The sequence below is a fragment of the Pseudomonas sp. ANT_J12 genome, assembly GCF_008370045.1.
GTDB lineage: Bacteria > Pseudomonadota > Gammaproteobacteria > Pseudomonadales > Pseudomonadaceae > Aquipseudomonas.
In genome coordinates, this window is record NZ_VOBN01000009.1 from 201879 (window position 1) to 216301 (window position 14423).

The following is a 14423-nucleotide window of genomic DNA, read 5'->3' on the forward strand; positions in this document are numbered from 1 at the left end:
GTTTTATCGAAGGGGTCAGAAGGGGGAAAGCTGTTTGCTATACCCAAACTTGATGCCTGATGCGAAAAAGCCCCCGCACTCACGCTGCTTCTTGCAGTTTTGGCATTCGGGGGCGAACTCGTTCTTCCAGTCACTGATCGATTTTCGGTAGTAGGGAAGAATATCCGGGTTCACCAGGCACAGCTGATGGTTGTAGACAGAGACGTTCATGCCGTACTTGGCGAGAATGCCAACCGACTTGCTGAGCGTGTCTTTGTACTCGATGGGGTCGATCCATAGCTCGTCGAGATTGGCTCTGGTAAAGCCCATCATTTCAAGGCCCATCAGCGCTACTTGATCGACAAAAAGAAGATTGCGGGCGATGAACTCGCACAACTCAGGAAGTCGCTGCACCGAGAGCTTGTGTATGACCACTCGGATCTCAACCCTCTGGCCCAAACGCTTCAGGTTAAGAATGCCCTGAATGGTTTCATCGAACGCACCTTGAGCCTGGACGATGTAATCATGCAGCGTCGGATCGTCTGAGTAGACGGGAATTCCAATCATCGCATCGGGCAATTCGATCGCCGCATATTTTTCTGCGAACGTTGGATCTTTGAAGCTTCTACCGTTCGAAAGGATGTGGATCGCAGTTCTTGGCAGATAGCTTTTGGTGAGGCTGATGATCTTGAGGAAACGATCTTTGTTGGTCGTTGGCTCGCCCCCAGTAAAACCTAGCTCTCTGGTCTCTTTTGGGATTAACGGAATCAAGCTCTCGATCTCATCGAGTATCCATGAGTCATCTGCTGTTTTAGGCGGTTGAGAGCACATCAGGCAGTAATTGTTGCATTGCTCGGTTAGCAGGATGCTGTTGTTCGGTGATGAAGCACGAAACAACACTCGTATGCTCTGACGATCAGCGGATAGCCGGATTACGTCATTGTCACCGATGTAGCTGAAGTCATTCGCAAGGATGGAATAGTCACAGCCGGCAGGCAGTTCCTCAGCCAGCTTCTGATGTTGCTCAGTCAGTAAATAGTGGGCGAAACCTATGGGGATCTGGTGATCGGAAACCAGATAAGCCAATTCCTGTCGCAGGATTTCAGGCAGGTTCCGATTAGTGGAAACCTTGATCAGGGTGAGGTCCTTGTAAATGTTAACCGCGTGGATACGGATTACCTTCCCGCTGAGCTTCAGCATCGATTGGCCCACCCCATAAAAATCCGTTTCGTATTTTCGTCTTTACCCATCAGCTCAATGAGATGCTTGAAAATCGCCATGTTGCGTTTGCAGAACGAGGATTCGGGTTTTCTCGCCACGAGGTCCTTGTGCATGGCGTGGTGGTAGACGGGTTCGGCGCCACAATAGGGTTCAAACGCGCAGTCGGAGCACATTGGTGCGCTTAACGTGAAGGAGTTTTCCAGAGCATCCAGAAGCTGGTCGGACAGAATAATTTCCTCATAAGAATGTTCAAGAATGTTGCCTAGCCTGAACGTGTGATCGCCCATCTCGGCAAGCATCCGGCTTTCGTCTGAGGCATAGACGGCGCCGTCGTAATTGAACACGATGGCAGCGATGCCAGCGCCAGCAGGGTTCATTAAGTCAACAAATCCAGGGTCACTTGATGTCAGCATTTTTGTCAGGACGAGCGAGGAATATTGCTCGACAAAACGTACTCCCGACTTGTTCAGCTCGATGATGTACTCGAGACCTTCCTTGTAAAATTCCAGCCAGCGCTCAGTGTCATACGACATGAATTTCTTGGTCTTGATTGCAAAACAGTATGGGGAAAGAGTGCGCAGAAAGATTCCATCAAAGCCTAGGCGCAAGTACTCATCGATGATGTCCCTTGCCCGCGGCAGGCTCTTGTCCGTTGTTGTCATCAGAGCTGACACCTGATCGTAACCAAGCGCTGCACGTGCCTTTTTCAGCCCTTCTTCGAAGCGCTGATGGCTGTCTCGCCCGGGTCTTGGGCGGTTTGCGTTATGGAGATCCATTGGCCCGTCTAGAGAAGACGAAAGCACGATATGGTGCTGCTTGCAGAAATCGAGCACGTCATCGGTCAGTAGCGACAGTGTGGTTGCAATGACGAACTGCAGGTCACGACGCTCCATGATGTTGCGCTTTTTTGCCTCCAGAACGATGTACTTCACCATCTCGAAGTTCAGCAGCGGCTCGCCCCCCTGAAATTCTATTTTGATGGCGGGATTGGGTGATCTGAAAACGAAGTCCAACGATTTTTCAGCCATCTCCATCGTCATGTCGAATTCGCCTTTGCTTTCCGATTGCCTGGATACCTGGCAGTACGGGCAGCTATGGTCGCAGCGAAGGGTTACGACAAAGATATGCAGATTGGTGAACTGCGCCAGTCTGGACAAGCGTGTACGAATCTTGAGTGCCAGAAGCTGAAGTGGCGCCTGCTCATCGGTGAATCGGATGAACTGTTTCGACCGGAGTGTAGGGATCAGTTCGGATGAGATCGGAAGCGTCTTGCTGATCAGTGGTTCGAGTATCTGTATCGGTATGACGTGATACTCGCCTGCCATGTTGGTGATGACGTACTCGTCGTCATTCAGTCGATCAAATTTGAACGGAAGCAACTCGTAGGGACGTTGCTCTACATAAAATTCCAGCTTTTGGAATTTACTCACTGGTCAGTCCGGTTTTTGAGAAGGCCAGTCCAAGGATCAGATTCCTGATCGGTAGAGTCTCAGCGTTCAGCCGGTGCCGCAGCTGGTAGTCGAGTACATCCTTCTTGAATTCTTGAATAGCTGAAAGAAACGAAGATTCATCGATGCCGATATTCGAAGACAAGGCGCAGATTAATTTTCCATCGGCGCATGTGATATCGGCTGTCAGTGAGTTCATCGAGCGATAAGCGGCTTTTTGCAGAACCTGTCCGTCATAAAGCCGCTCATCAAAGACGAGCGTCGCCGCGTGTTCCATTTCAGGATCCCGAGTGGTGGGAGCTATGTGAGCTGTGTGAGGCGTGGGAGCTATGAGAGGTGTGGTAAGCCATGAATTGGCCTTGATCTCCACGTTTCAGGACAAACGCAAAGAGATCATTGCCGCCGCGAACCGAAAGGTTTTCGCTTTGAGGAGCCGATTTGAATGTGATGGTGGTGTCGGTGCTGGGCTCGACAACCTCGTGGGTAATTATGGCCGAAGCCTGTTCGGTAGCTACAGCAGCGGCCAGAGTTGCCATTGGTACCAGAAAGGAGCGCTTTTTCATTGTTTGATTTCCTTATCGTCGGTGTGGGTATTCGCCGAGTCTCACTGGCGGATAGCCATGATGTCAATGTGGAATTAGTGACGGAGCTCTTTCCATCCCTTAAATCCGACAGACGTACCTTGGGCAGCCTAAATTCGGGGCATTCGGTAACGTCGTCACCGAGAAAAAAATCCCGCTGGTACCGTTTTTCCTCGACGGGATCGGCGGTCATCCAGACCTGATGCAAGCCGACGGCCTGCACCCGGCAGCGGCGGCTCAGGACAAGTTGCTGGAAAATGTCTGGCCGACGCTGAAACCGCTGCTTTGACGCTTTTCTAGTGGCGGTGTTTCGGCTAAGGTGGCGCCCCCGATTTGGAGCCCCCGATGCCGCGTCCCGCCTGGTCCCTTTTTGCCTACCAACTGATCGAGCCTGACGAGCAGCTGGATCTGTTCGCCTGCCAGGAAGTGCGGGTGCATCTGGTGACCCGTCAGCTGGAGCTCGGCGGCTCTGCGGACCGGACCTTGTGCGGCAGCCTGCTGCCGGCGCAGCCGCGTTGGTCGAGTGTGGATCGCCGGGTGTTCCAGGACCAGCGCTTGTGCTCGTTGTGCCGGGCGATCCTGGAATCGCAAAAACGCGGCACCTCGCCGATCTGGCCTGAGTTGCGTTTCGAGCTTTAGGCCAGTGCGACAGCCCTTGTGGCGAGGGGGCTTGCCCCCGTTGCGCTGCGAAGCAGTGCCAAATCCTGCGGCCGGGCTTCAACTGACACACCGCGTGTGATGAATTTACGACTGCTTCGCAGCCGAACGGGGGCGAGCCCCCTCGCCACAAAAGCTTTCCAACCACCCCCCCCCTGTACATGAAAAAAACGTCATGTATCGCCTGCCACGTTCTCGACCTCCCCGAATTTGCGGGTGTCGGTGTACAATCGCGTTCTTATACCCTTGTCGACCCTGCGAAGGATTTTCCGGATGTTGCCGCGCTTTCCTGCCGTCACCCGCTGCCTGACCCTTGCTGCCCTCTGTGCAGCCGGTCCGGTTTCAGCACTAGAGCTGCCTCTACCGCCACCTGGTGAAGACATCATCGGTCAGGTGCAAGTGATCAAGGCCAAGTACGAAGACACCTTCGCCGACCTTGGTACAACCTACGATCTGGGCTATACGGAAATGGTTGCGGCCAACCCGGGCGTCGACGCCTGGCTGCCGGGCGCCGGGACTGAAATCGTGTTGCCGACCCGCTTCATCCTGCCACCGGGTCCGCGCGAAGGGATCGTCATCAACCTGGCTGAATACCGCCTCTACTACTACCCCAAAGGCCGGAACGTGGTGTACACCTTCCCGCTGGGGATTGGTCGTGAGGGTTGGGGATCGCCAATCGCCCACACCACCATCACGGCGAAAACGCCGAACCCGACCTGGACCCCTCCAGCGTCGATCAAGGCCGAGCATGCTGCTGACGGTGATCCGTTGCCGAATGTGGTGCCGGCCGGCCCGGACAACCCGCTGGGGCCGTTCAAGTTCAGCATGGGCACCCCGGGCTACCTGATCCACGGTTCGAACAAAAAATTCGGTATCGGCATGCGCACCAGCCATGGCTGCTTCCGCATGTTCAACAACAACGTGCTGGAAATGGCGGGCATGGTGCCGGTCGGTACGTCGGTGCGCATCATCAACGACCCGTACAAATTCGGCATGAGTGGCGGCAAGGTCTACCTCGAAGCGCACACGCCGCTCGACGACAACGGCAACCCGTCGGTGGTCGACAAGCACACCGCGGTGATCAACGCGATGCTCAAGCGTGAAGACATCACCAACAACCTGCGCATGAACTGGGATGTGGTGCGTGACGTGGTGGCGGCCGAAGATGGCCTGCCAGTAGAGATCGCCGTACCGAACACCTCCGCACCGATGGTGTCGAGCGTGCCGGTCGATCTGCAGCAGTAAGCACTCCAAAAGAACCCGCCGACGTTGGCCGTCGGCGGGTTTTTTATGGCCGGGACTAAACGCCGGACATAAAAAAAGCCGACCCATAAATGGATCGGCTTGATAACAATCCCGAAGGACTATTACTTGCGGCTAGCTTTGTCCAGCATGCGCAGAGCACGCTCGTTAGCTTCGTCAGCAGTCTGTTGTGCTTTTTGAGCAGCAGCCAGAGCTTCATCAGCTTTACGGTAAGCTTCGTCTGCACGAGCCTGGGAGCGAGCAGCTGCGTCTTCAGTAGCGGTCAGACGTGCTTCGGTTTCTTTCGATACGCTGCTGCAACCGGTAGCCAGAACTGCGGCCAGAGCCAGAGCAGAGAATTTCAGAACGTTGTTCATCGTGTTCCCCTTCAAGGACTTTCTATTAAGTGGCTGTCTCCTCAGAGTGAGGAAATAGCCGGCGTACATACTACCCATTACTTGTCGTAAGTAAACTGACGTAAAGCAAGAAGCAAAAAAAATTGTAGGCGTTGATTCTTTTTCGAGCAACTTTTAACTGCGCTGTTTAAAAAATACCCAGCTGCGAGGCCCGAGCTGAGCGAGCCCCATGGGAAAAGTTCCCTATTGCGAAGGCTGTATTTCCGGTATTTGTTAAAGTCTGTCTAGATGGTTTCGTCTACACTTTTGTTCGGATTTTGAGCAGCGGCTCTCATATCTTTCTGCATGTAGAGGTGACTTTAACCAAGGGCGCTCGTCTTAAGTCTCAACATCCGGCAATGTTCAGGCTTTCGACCCGGGAAGATCTTCGGTCGGGCCGTCCCTGCGTCACCCATGAGCAACACCCGTCGCCGCCTAAGCATGATGACGAGCGCACCTTGAGCATTTTCGCCAATGGTGCCTACTATTTGATACGTGCCAGGCTGCGCGAGATCGGTGTCGCTCTTCTCGGTGTCCATTCAGGCACAGGGTGGCGTAGATGTTCCTTCGCCGGAAAAACATCGGTAAGGTAGGGGTCAGAATCCAAGACCCGCGAGGAGTAGTGATGAGCGAGGCGTTGTCCATCCACCATGACCAGGCTGGTCATCAGTTCGAGACCAATGTGGACGGTCATCGTGCCTACCTGACCTATATGGATCTGGGGAAACAGACCCTGGATATCTATCGCACGTTCGTGCCCAACGCATTGCGTGGACGCGGCATTGCGGCAGCATTGACCGAGCAGGCGCTGCAGTACGCCGAAGAAATGGGCTACACGGTGATCCCGTCGTGCTCCTACGTGGAGCGCTACATGGAGCGTCATCAGCGGCACGCCGCGAAGCTGAGCCAGTAAACGCAACGCATAAAAAAACGCCGGGTTAAGCCCGGCGTTTTTTGTGCCCGAAAAACGTAGATCAGCTGCGATCGCGTTTCGGCAGCACGTCCTTGAGCTTGGCATGCATGCTGCGCAAGGTGTTTTCGGTGGCGGACCAGTCGATGCAGGCATCGGTGATCGACACGCCGTATTGCAGGTCGGCGAGGTCTTTCGGGATCGCCTGGCAGCCCCAGTTCAAGTGACTCTCGACCATCAGGCCGATGATCGACTGGTTGCCTTCGAGGATCTGGTTGGCGACGTTCTCCATCACCAGGGGTTGCAGGGCCGGGTCCTTGTTGGAGTTGGCGTGGCTGCAATCGACCATGATGTTCGGCTTGATCTTGGCCTTGTTCAGCGCTTGCTCGCAGAGCGCGACGCTGACCGAATCGTAGTTCGGCTTGCCGTTGCCACCACGCAATACCACGTGACCGTAGGCATTGCCCTTGGTGGTGACGATCGACACGCCACCTTCCTGGTTGATGCCGAGGAAACGGTGCGGGCTGGACACCGACTGCAAGGCGTTGATCGCCACAGTCAGGCCGCCGTCGGTGCCGTTCTTGAAGCCGACGGCCGAGGACAGGCCGGAAGCCATTTCACGGTGCGTCTGGGATTCGGTGGTGCGCGCGCCGATAGCCGACCAGCTGATCAGGTCCTGCAAGTACTGCGGGGAGATCGGGTCGAGGGCTTCGGTAGCGGTCGGCAGGCCCATCTCGGCCAGGTCCAGCAGCAACTTGCGACCGATGTGCAAACCATCCTGGATCTTGAACGAGTCATCCAGGTACGGATCGTTGATCAGACCTTTCCAGCCAACGGTGGTCCGCGGCTTCTCGAAATACACGCGCATCACCAGATACAGGGTATCGGACACTTCGGCGGCCAGGGTCTTCAGGCGCTCGGCGTATTCGTGGGCAGCCTTGATGTCGTGGATCGAGCACGGCCCGATCACCACGAACAGGCGGTGGTCGGTGCCATCAAGAATGTTGCGAATGACTTCGCGGCCCTTGGTCACGGTGCGCAGGGCAGCGTCGCTCAAAGGGATATCACGCTTGAGCTGATCGGGAGTGATCAGGGTTTCGTTGGAAGCGACGTTTAGGTCGTTGATCGGTAAATCAGCCATCGTTTACTCGTCAGGTCACGGGTGCCATCCGCCAGCGAACCCGCGCGGCGGAGCACAGCAAATTAAGCGCGTCGGGGAGCGGAACCTTAGCGCGTTACACCGTGATTCGACAATGGGCAGACACCGCTTTAATCCAGCACAGGCTGAGCAAAAGCCTTGCGGACTGTGTCGTGGGAGAACTCGTCGGCATGCTCCTGGACCCATTCGAGGGCCAGGGCCTGAATATCCTGCAAGTCATCATGTGCCTCATGCAGCCGGCGATAGTGTTCAATCTGGCACACCTGCTCACCCATCCGCGCACTGAATAGCATCTGCTCGTCCACAAACGCGATGCCCACCAGATAGCCGCGCTTTCGTCGCAGGCACCAGGCCACATAGCCCAGATAACGCAAGTCGGGGTTCAAGGTCGGCATGCGCACTTCCAGCGCCGTACCGTGACGCCAGGCGCGGTGGTAATTGCAAGCCATGCCCCCGAGGCTGATAGTGTGCAGCCGTTGCCGTGAAATGCACTCATGTTTGAGTAGCGTCAGCTCCACGGGTACATCGTAAGGATGAGGAAGAAAACGTCCCATGAACACGGACTCCCTGTGTCGCCCATTTGACATTGTTTCCCCCAGTATAGTGGTCGAATCGGAACTGACCGATTTCGACGCCGACCAGCGGCTGCTGGCGATGAGCGGCACTTCCCTGGTGATTTTCACCAGCGTCGGCTGCGCCAGTTGTCGTTTTGCCCGAGAGCAATTGCCCAGGCTCGATCTGAGGGTGGATCAGCTGTGCTGGATCGACGCCGGGGACAATGGCGGGTTGGTGGCGCGTTATGAGGTCTTTCATTTACCGGCGCTGTTTGTGGTGCGCGACGGTGAGTTTTTTGGGGCGGTACAGTCACGCCTGACCAGCACCGAACTCAATGCAGCGGTGGGGCAGGCGCTGAATCGAATTGCGGAGGAGTTGCCATGATGGGAGCAGTTGCCAAGCCGACAATCGGCATTGTCGGGACCGGGGCGATCGGTGGTTTCTACGGGCTGATGCTGGCGCGGGCCGGTTTCGATGTGCACTTTCTGTTGCGCAGTGAGTTTTCCGCAGTCGCCGAGCACGGCTTGCAAGTCAACAGTGCGGTGCATGGCGCGCTGAGCCTCAATCCGGTCCAGGCCTATTCAGCGGCCGAAGACATGCCACCCTGCGACTGGTTGCTGGTGGCGGCCAAGAGCACCAGCTCGGGCCTGGCCCCGATCATTACCCAGGCTGCTGCCCCCGGCGCCAAAGTCCTGTTGTTGCAAAACGGCCTGGATGTCGAAGACAGCCTGCGTGAGGTGCTGCCCGATTCGTTGCACCTGCTCGGTGGCCTGTGCCTGATTTGCGTCCACCGCGAAAGCCCGGGCGTGATCACCCATCAAGCGCTAGGCGCGGTCAATGTGGGCTACCACAGCGGCCCGGCCAGCGATGAAGCAGCGCGCATGGCGCTGGTCGAGGAGGGCGCCGGCCTATTCCGTGCCGCCGGCATCGACTCGCAAGCCATGCCCAACCTGCATCAGGCGCGCTGGCAGAAACTGGTCTGGAATATTCCTTACAACGGTCTGTCGGTGTTGCTGGGGGCGAGTACCACGCCATTGATGGCCGATGCCGATAGCCGCGCGCTGATCCAGGCGTTGATGGCCGAGGTGGTGCAGGGCGCCCAGGCTTGTGGTCACGCCATACCGCCCGGTTATGCCGACTACCTGTTCATGATGACCGAGAAAATGCCCGACTATTGGCCGAGCATGCACCACGATTTGCTGCACAAACGCCCGCTGGAGCTGGAGGCGATTTACGCCCGGCCCCTGGCGGCGGCGAAAGCGGCGGGCTGTGAATTGCCGCGCATCGAGGCCCTGTATCGGGCGCTCGGTTTTATTGATCGACGTAACGTTTAAGTCGATCCACCAGAGGGGAAGGGCATGGCAAAAGACATAGATGACAAGCTGGTGCTGGCGATTTCGTCGCGAGCGTTGTTCGACTTGAGCGAGAGCCACAAGGTGTATTTGTCGAGCGGCGTCGAAGCCTATCGGCAGTACCAGATCGACCACGAAGACGAAATCCTCGAGCCCGGCGATGCCTTCCCGCTGGTGGAAAAACTGCTGAAGCTCAACGCCAGTCTTGGCCGCGCGCGGGTCGAAGTCGTGCTGGTGTCGCGCAACAGTGCCGACACCGGCCTGCGGGTCTTCAACTCGATTCACCATTACGGCCTGGCGATTTCCCGGGCGGCGTTTGTCGGCGGACGCAGCCCTTATCCGTACCTCAAGGCCTTCGGCTGCGACCTGTTTCTCTCGACCCATGCCGAGGATGTGCGCAGCGCACTGGACGCCGGTTTTGCCGCGGCAACCATTCTCTCGGGGGGCGCGAGCCGCGCCGCCAGTGACGAATTGCGCATCGCCTTCGACGGTGACGCGGTGCTGTTTTCCGATGAGTCGGAGCGGGTCTATCAGGCCGGTGGGCTGGAAGCGTTCCAGGCCAGCGAGCGCGAAGCCGCCCGCGAGCCATTGCGCGGTGGGCCGTTCAAAGGCTTCCTGGCGGCGCTCAATCTGTTGCAGCGCGAGTTCCCCGACGATGCTTGTCCGATCCGCACCGCCCTGGTGACCGCGCGCTCGGCACCGGCCCACGAACGGGTGATCCGCACGTTGCGCGAGTGGGACATCCGCCTGGACGAATCGCTGTTTTTGGGGGGGCTGACCAAAGCGGCGTTTCTGGAAGCCTTTGCCGCCGACGTGTTTTTCGACGATCAGGCCGGCCATTGCGAACTGGCGCGCGAAGTGGTCGCCACCGGTCACGTGCCTCATGGCATAAGCAATGAGCAGAAAGTTTAAGCTCCTGCGTCAAGGTGTTACGCGGCCCGTCGTACTCGGCAAGGCACTGCTAAGCTGAATCAATCTCCGCCATGTCGGCACGCAAGGAGGTCATATGATTCGTTCCATGCTGTATGCCACCGACCTCGGCCTGTACGCACCTTTGGTGATGCAGCACGCCTTGGCGCTGGCGCGAACCTTCGATGCCGACTTGTATGTGGTGCACGCCGTGGAACCGATGGGGCTGTTCGCCGAGTCGGTGCTGCAAAGCTATCTCGATGAGCAGGCGTTGAACGAGTTTCACAGCCAGGGCCTGAACACGGTGATCGCCAATATCGAGCAACGGGTACTCGAAAGCTTTCGTGAAGAGCTGGGGGATGAGGGGGAGCAGGATCTGGAACGGATCAAAGCGGTGCGGGTGCTGCAGGGCGATCCGTCGCAGGTGATTCTCGACCAGGTGCAGAAACTCTCGGTGGATTTGCTGATCGTAGGTAGTCATAGCCATCGCGCCGGTGCGGAAACGCCTTTGGGGCGCACGGCGGCGCGGGTGTTGCAGTTGGCCAGGGTCCCGGTCTATCTGGTGCCGCTGGTGGAGCGTCGGCGTCAGGGCGATCGGTAGTGCGCGTTGCCGCTCCTCGCCATAGCGGGCTATGACTCGTCGCGGCGCCTTGCCTGGCAGCAACAGCCCCTCGTCAAAAGAGGAACGTATTCACGAAGCAGGGCACAAGAACACGAATAATGGCGTTCTGATAAAAAAGTTCTAGATTTATTCTTCAAACCATTAATATAGTTATATACCGTCGCTGATGCCCGTGGCGTCTACCTGCTTTGAGGGATTCATATGAAGCTTCAACAATTGCGCTACATCTGGGAAGTGGCGCACCACGACCTCAACGTTTCCGCTACCGCCCAAAGTCTCTACACCTCGCAGCCGGGCATCAGTAAACAGATCCGTTTGCTGGAAGACGAATTGGGCGTCGAGGTCTTCGCCCGCAGCGGCAAGCACCTGACCCGCGTCACCCCGGCCGGCGAGCGCATCATCACCACCGCCGGCGAAATCCTGCGCAAGGTTGAAAGCATCAAGCAGATTGCCCAGGAATTCTCCAACGAGAAGAAAGGCACTCTGTCGATCGCCACCACTCACACCCAGGCACGTTATGCGTTGCCCCCGGTGATCAGCAACTTCATCAAGCAGTACCCGGACGTGGCGTTGCACATGCACCAGGGGTCGCCGATGCAGATCGCCGAAATGGCCGCTGACGGCACCGTGGATTTCGCCATCGCCACCGAAGCCCTGGAGCTGTTCGGTGACTTGGTGATGATGCCGTGCTACCGCTGGAATCGCTGCGTGGTCGTGCCTCAGGGCCACCCGCTGACCAAGCTGCCGAAGCTGACCCTCGAAGCCCTGGCCGAATACCCGATCGTGACCTACGTGTTCGGTTTCACCGGCCGTTCGAAACTCGACGAAGCCTTCAGTCATCGTGGCCTGACACCGAAAGTGGTGTTCACCGCCGCCGACGCCGACGTGATCAAGACTTACGTGCGCCTGGGCCTGGGCGTGGGCATCGTCGCGAAAATGGCGGTCGACGCCAAGCTCGACAGCGATCTGGTGATGCTCGATGCCAGCGATCTGTTCGAGTCCAGCATCACCAAGATCGGCTTCCGTCGCGGCACTTTCCTGCGTGGCTTCATGTGCGACTTCATCGAGAAGTTTGCCCCGCACCTGACCCGCGAAGTCATGGCCAAAGCCATTCAGTGCCACAACAAGCAGGAACTGGAAGAGCTGTTCGACGGCGTCGAACTGCCGGTCCACTAAGCTTCGTTAGACAACCTCGGTAACAGCAAACTGTTGCCGAGCGCCCGCCACCAGAATCTCCACCTCGTCCCCTTCGAACTTGCCCAGCAGGCTTTTGCCCAGCGGCGAGCGGGGGGTGATGACGGTAATCATCTGCCCCACCAGATCGACCTTCAGGCCCGCCGCGTCGGGGGCCAGGAACAGCCATTGTTCCCGACCCTTCTCGTCTTCGAGACCGAGCAGGGCGCCGACTTCGATGCCACGCTGATCGTCATACGGGCGCAACGCCAGGTTCTGGCAAAGCGTCAGTGAATGGCGGATTTCCTCGACTCGCTTCGCCTGCCCGGCCGCCAGGTAAGACGCCTCCAGTCCGAGCGTGTCGTATTTGTTTTCGGCGATGTTCTCTTCGTGGGTCGCGGTTTCGTAAGCGGTTTGCGCAGCGCGTTCGGCGATGTCGAGGTCGATGCGCAGCTTGTCGAGAATCAGTTGGTGGACAATGTGCTTATTCATGATCAATCGCAGAATTGCTGGACGTTAGCGCGGCTTTTTTCGTTCGGCGCGGTCTGGTCCTGTTGCAACCAGAACTGGCATTTGGGGTTCGACAGATTACGGTTATTGGTACGGGCCTGATCGAGGAATTGCTGTTGCTCGTTCTTGCGCAGGTTTTCTTTGTATTGCTCGAACAACGGGCTCTGCGGTGGAATATCCGGCACCGGCTGTTGGACTACCGGCGGTTGCGCCAGTTGCTGCACGGCCTGGGCCACCGGCGCCAATTGCTCCGGGAAGATAAAACGCGAAGCGAGCCAGCACGTCAGCGCAATGGCCAGGAACCCGAGCCACAGACCCAGGGCAATGCTGCCGGTCAGTTGCAGGACGTTGAGGCGGATCGGCAACGGGCGGCGTGGGTTGGGACGGTAGGGCATGGCTGCCTCCTGGCGGGTGGTCGCGGGCGGATGGCGATTGTCGCACGAAGATTAATCGTCGTTGGCTCTTCTGCACGGGGTAATTTATGCGGACAATCGCCGCCTTTGCCAACGGATTCCTGGAATGCCTGAACTGAAAGCCCGCTGGGATATTTTTTGCATCGTCGTCGACAATTTTGGCGACATCGGCGTGACCTGGCGGCTGGCCCGGCAATTGGTGGCCGATCATGCGCTAGATGTGCGTTTGTGGGTCGATGATCTGCGGGCATTTGAACGCCTGTGCCCTGAGATCGACATCCATGCACCCCGGCAATGGCAGCAAGGTGTCGAGGTGTGCCAATGGCCGACTGAGTGGCAGCCTGCCGATGCTGCCGACGTGGTGATCGCCGCGTTCGCCTGCCAACTGCCCAGCGCCTACATGGACGCCATGGCCGAGCGCGAAAAACCGCCGCTGTGGATGAACCTCGACTACCTGAGCGCTGAAGACTGGGTCATCGGGTGCCACGGTTTGCCGTCGGTGAAGTACAAGAATGTGCAGAAATATTTCTTCTTCCCGGGGTTCCAGAAAGGCACCGGGGGCTTGCTACGGGAAAGCGGATTGCTGGAGCGGCGCCGGCAGTTTCAGCAAAGCCCCGCGGCCCAGCGCGAATTCCTGCAAGGGATAGGGGTCGATCATGCGCAAGGTGCGCAGTTGATCTCGCTGTTTGCCTACGAAAATGCCGGGCTGGCCAGTTGGCTCGATACATTGGCGAGCGATTCGGTGCCCACGCATCTATTGGTGCCGGAAGGGCGGATTCTCGGCGACGTTGAGCGCTGGCTCGGGGTCACTGATCTCGCCGCGGGTGCCTTGTATGTGCGCGATGCCCTGACCCTTCAGGTGCTGCCGTTCGTCCGGCAGGATCAATACGATCACCTGCTCTGGTGCTGCGACTTCAACGCCGTACGCGGCGAAGACTCTTTTGTCCGGGCGCAATGGGCGGGGCGACCGCTGCTGTGGCACATCTACCAGCAGGACGAAGACATTCACCTCGACAAGCTCGAAGCCTTCCTCACGCTCTATACAAAAGGCCTGTCGGCGCCCGCCACAGAGGCGATCAGCGGTCTTTGGCGAGCCTGGGATGCTGGCGACGACATGGCCGACCAGTGGCTCGCGACCCGCAAACACTGGCCAGAGCTGCAAAAACACGCCGAAGCGTGGTGTCTGGAACAAGCCTTGCAAGCTGATCTTGCCGCGGCGCTGGTACAGTTTTATGTAAATTGGATATGATACGCGGCCTAGATTTTTGTAAATCCCATCCAAATTCGGATATTCGCA

At 57.6% G+C, this 14423-nt stretch carries 18 protein-coding genes and 1 pseudogene; 10 read left to right on the forward strand and 9 right to left on the reverse strand.

Annotated elements, in window-relative coordinates:
- Positions 1-15: 15 nt before the first annotated feature.
- From hxsC to hxsA2, 4 genes are read right to left on the reverse strand one after another with little or no spacing between them, the layout of a single operon-like run.
- Positions 16-1179 (reverse strand): His-Xaa-Ser system radical SAM maturase HxsC, encoded by a 1164-nt coding sequence (gene hxsC, locus FQ192_RS20055; RefSeq protein ID WP_149660113.1) that lies wholly within the window; start codon positions 1177-1179, stop codon positions 16-18.
- Positions 1173-2630 carry a His-Xaa-Ser system radical SAM maturase HxsB gene (gene hxsB / locus FQ192_RS20060; protein WP_149660114.1) on the reverse strand — a complete coding sequence of 486 codons (1458 nt, stop codon included), beginning with the start codon at positions 2628-2630 and terminating at the stop codon, positions 1173-1175. Before hxsB ends, hxsC begins: the two co-directional genes overlap by 7 nt.
- On the reverse strand, positions 2623-2925 hold the full coding sequence (hxsD, locus tag FQ192_RS20065) for a His-Xaa-Ser system protein HxsD (RefSeq protein WP_149660115.1): 303 nt from the start codon (positions 2923-2925) through the stop codon (positions 2623-2625). Before hxsD ends, hxsB begins: the two co-directional genes overlap by 8 nt.
- Before the next feature lies 1 nt (position 2926).
- Entirely contained in the window at positions 2927-3211 is a 285-nt protein-coding gene (gene hxsA2, locus FQ192_RS20070; protein ID WP_149660116.1) for a His-Xaa-Ser repeat protein HxsA2, read from the reverse strand.
- Positions 3212-3371: 160 nt separating this feature from the next.
- On the opposite strand from hxsA2, the pseudogene FQ192_RS20075 reads away from it, so the two are divergent.
- The 3 genes and pseudogenes from FQ192_RS20075 to FQ192_RS20085 form a co-directional block, all read left to right on the forward strand.
- Positions 3372-3518, forward strand: a pseudogene (locus tag FQ192_RS20075) (arylesterase); the annotation flags it as partial.
- 56 nt (positions 3519-3574) lie between these two features.
- Positions 3575-3868 carry a hypothetical protein gene (locus FQ192_RS20080; RefSeq protein ID WP_003226812.1) on the forward strand — a complete coding sequence of 98 codons (294 nt, stop codon included), beginning with the start codon at positions 3575-3577 and terminating at the stop codon, positions 3866-3868.
- A gap of 291 nt (positions 3869-4159) precedes the next feature.
- On the forward strand, positions 4160-5131 hold the full coding sequence (locus tag FQ192_RS20085; RefSeq protein ID WP_149660117.1) for a L,D-transpeptidase family protein: 972 nt from the start codon (positions 4160-4162) through the stop codon (positions 5129-5131).
- A 122-nt stretch (positions 5132-5253) separates the two neighbouring features.
- On the opposite strand, the gene oprI is transcribed toward FQ192_RS20085, so the two are convergent.
- Entirely contained in the window at positions 5254-5505 is a 252-nt protein-coding gene (oprI, locus tag FQ192_RS20090; protein WP_002553018.1) for an outer membrane lipoprotei OprI, read from the reverse strand.
- Positions 5506-6148: 643 nt separating this feature from the next.
- Between oprI and FQ192_RS20095 the strand changes: the two genes are divergently transcribed.
- On the forward strand, positions 6149-6436 hold the full coding sequence (locus FQ192_RS20095; RefSeq protein WP_020800382.1) for a GNAT family N-acetyltransferase: 288 nt from the start codon (positions 6149-6151) through the stop codon (positions 6434-6436).
- 61 nt (positions 6437-6497) lie between these two features.
- Here FQ192_RS20095 and FQ192_RS20100 read toward each other — a convergent pair whose 3' ends face one another.
- Positions 6498-7574: a 3-deoxy-7-phosphoheptulonate synthase gene (locus FQ192_RS20100; protein ID WP_149660118.1), complete on the reverse strand. Its 1077-nt coding sequence runs from the start codon at positions 7572-7574 to the stop codon at positions 6498-6500.
- A 128-nt stretch (positions 7575-7702) separates the two neighbouring features.
- The gene (locus FQ192_RS20105) at positions 7703-8146 is read right to left on the reverse strand and encodes a PilZ domain-containing protein (RefSeq protein ID WP_149660119.1); all 444 of its coding nucleotides are present in this window, start codon (positions 8144-8146) and stop codon (positions 7703-7705) included.
- Here FQ192_RS20105 and FQ192_RS20110 point away from each other — a divergent pair.
- From FQ192_RS20110 to cysB, 5 genes are all read left to right on the forward strand, one after another.
- Entirely contained in the window at positions 8145-8531 is a 387-nt protein-coding gene (locus FQ192_RS20110) for a co-chaperone YbbN (RefSeq protein WP_149660120.1), read from the forward strand. The two genes, FQ192_RS20105 and FQ192_RS20110, sit on opposite strands and share 2 nt — an antisense overlap.
- Positions 8528-9481, forward strand: a complete 954-nt coding sequence (locus tag FQ192_RS20115; RefSeq protein WP_149660121.1) for a putative 2-dehydropantoate 2-reductase — start codon at positions 8528-8530, stop codon at positions 9479-9481. Before FQ192_RS20110 ends, FQ192_RS20115 begins: the two co-directional genes overlap by 4 nt.
- A gap of 24 nt (positions 9482-9505) precedes the next feature.
- Entirely contained in the window at positions 9506-10411 is a 906-nt protein-coding gene (locus tag FQ192_RS20120) for a 5'-nucleotidase (protein ID WP_149660122.1), read from the forward strand.
- Positions 10412-10505: 94 nt separating this feature from the next.
- A complete protein-coding gene (locus FQ192_RS20125) occupies positions 10506-11009 on the forward strand; it encodes a universal stress protein (RefSeq protein ID WP_149660123.1) in 504 nt (167 codons plus the stop codon).
- A 222-nt stretch (positions 11010-11231) separates the two neighbouring features.
- Positions 11232-12206 (forward strand): HTH-type transcriptional regulator CysB, encoded by a 975-nt coding sequence (cysB, locus tag FQ192_RS20130; RefSeq protein WP_054052018.1) that lies wholly within the window; start codon positions 11232-11234, stop codon positions 12204-12206.
- Positions 12207-12212: 6 nt separating this feature from the next.
- On the opposite strand, the gene FQ192_RS20135 is transcribed toward cysB, so the two are convergent.
- Together FQ192_RS20135 and FQ192_RS20140 are read right to left on the reverse strand one after the other, a co-directional pair.
- The gene (locus FQ192_RS20135; RefSeq protein WP_149660124.1) at positions 12213-12695 is read right to left on the reverse strand and encodes a GreA/GreB family elongation factor; all 483 of its coding nucleotides are present in this window, start codon (positions 12693-12695) and stop codon (positions 12213-12215) included.
- Positions 12696-12697: 2 nt separating this feature from the next.
- Positions 12698-13108 (reverse strand): hypothetical protein, encoded by a 411-nt coding sequence (locus FQ192_RS20140; protein WP_149660125.1) that lies wholly within the window; start codon positions 13106-13108, stop codon positions 12698-12700.
- A gap of 124 nt (positions 13109-13232) precedes the next feature.
- Between FQ192_RS20140 and earP the strand changes: the two genes are divergently transcribed.
- Entirely contained in the window at positions 13233-14375 is a 1143-nt protein-coding gene (earP, locus tag FQ192_RS20145; RefSeq protein ID WP_149660126.1) for an elongation factor P maturation arginine rhamnosyltransferase EarP, read from the forward strand.
- Positions 14376-14423 lie beyond the last annotated feature (48 nt).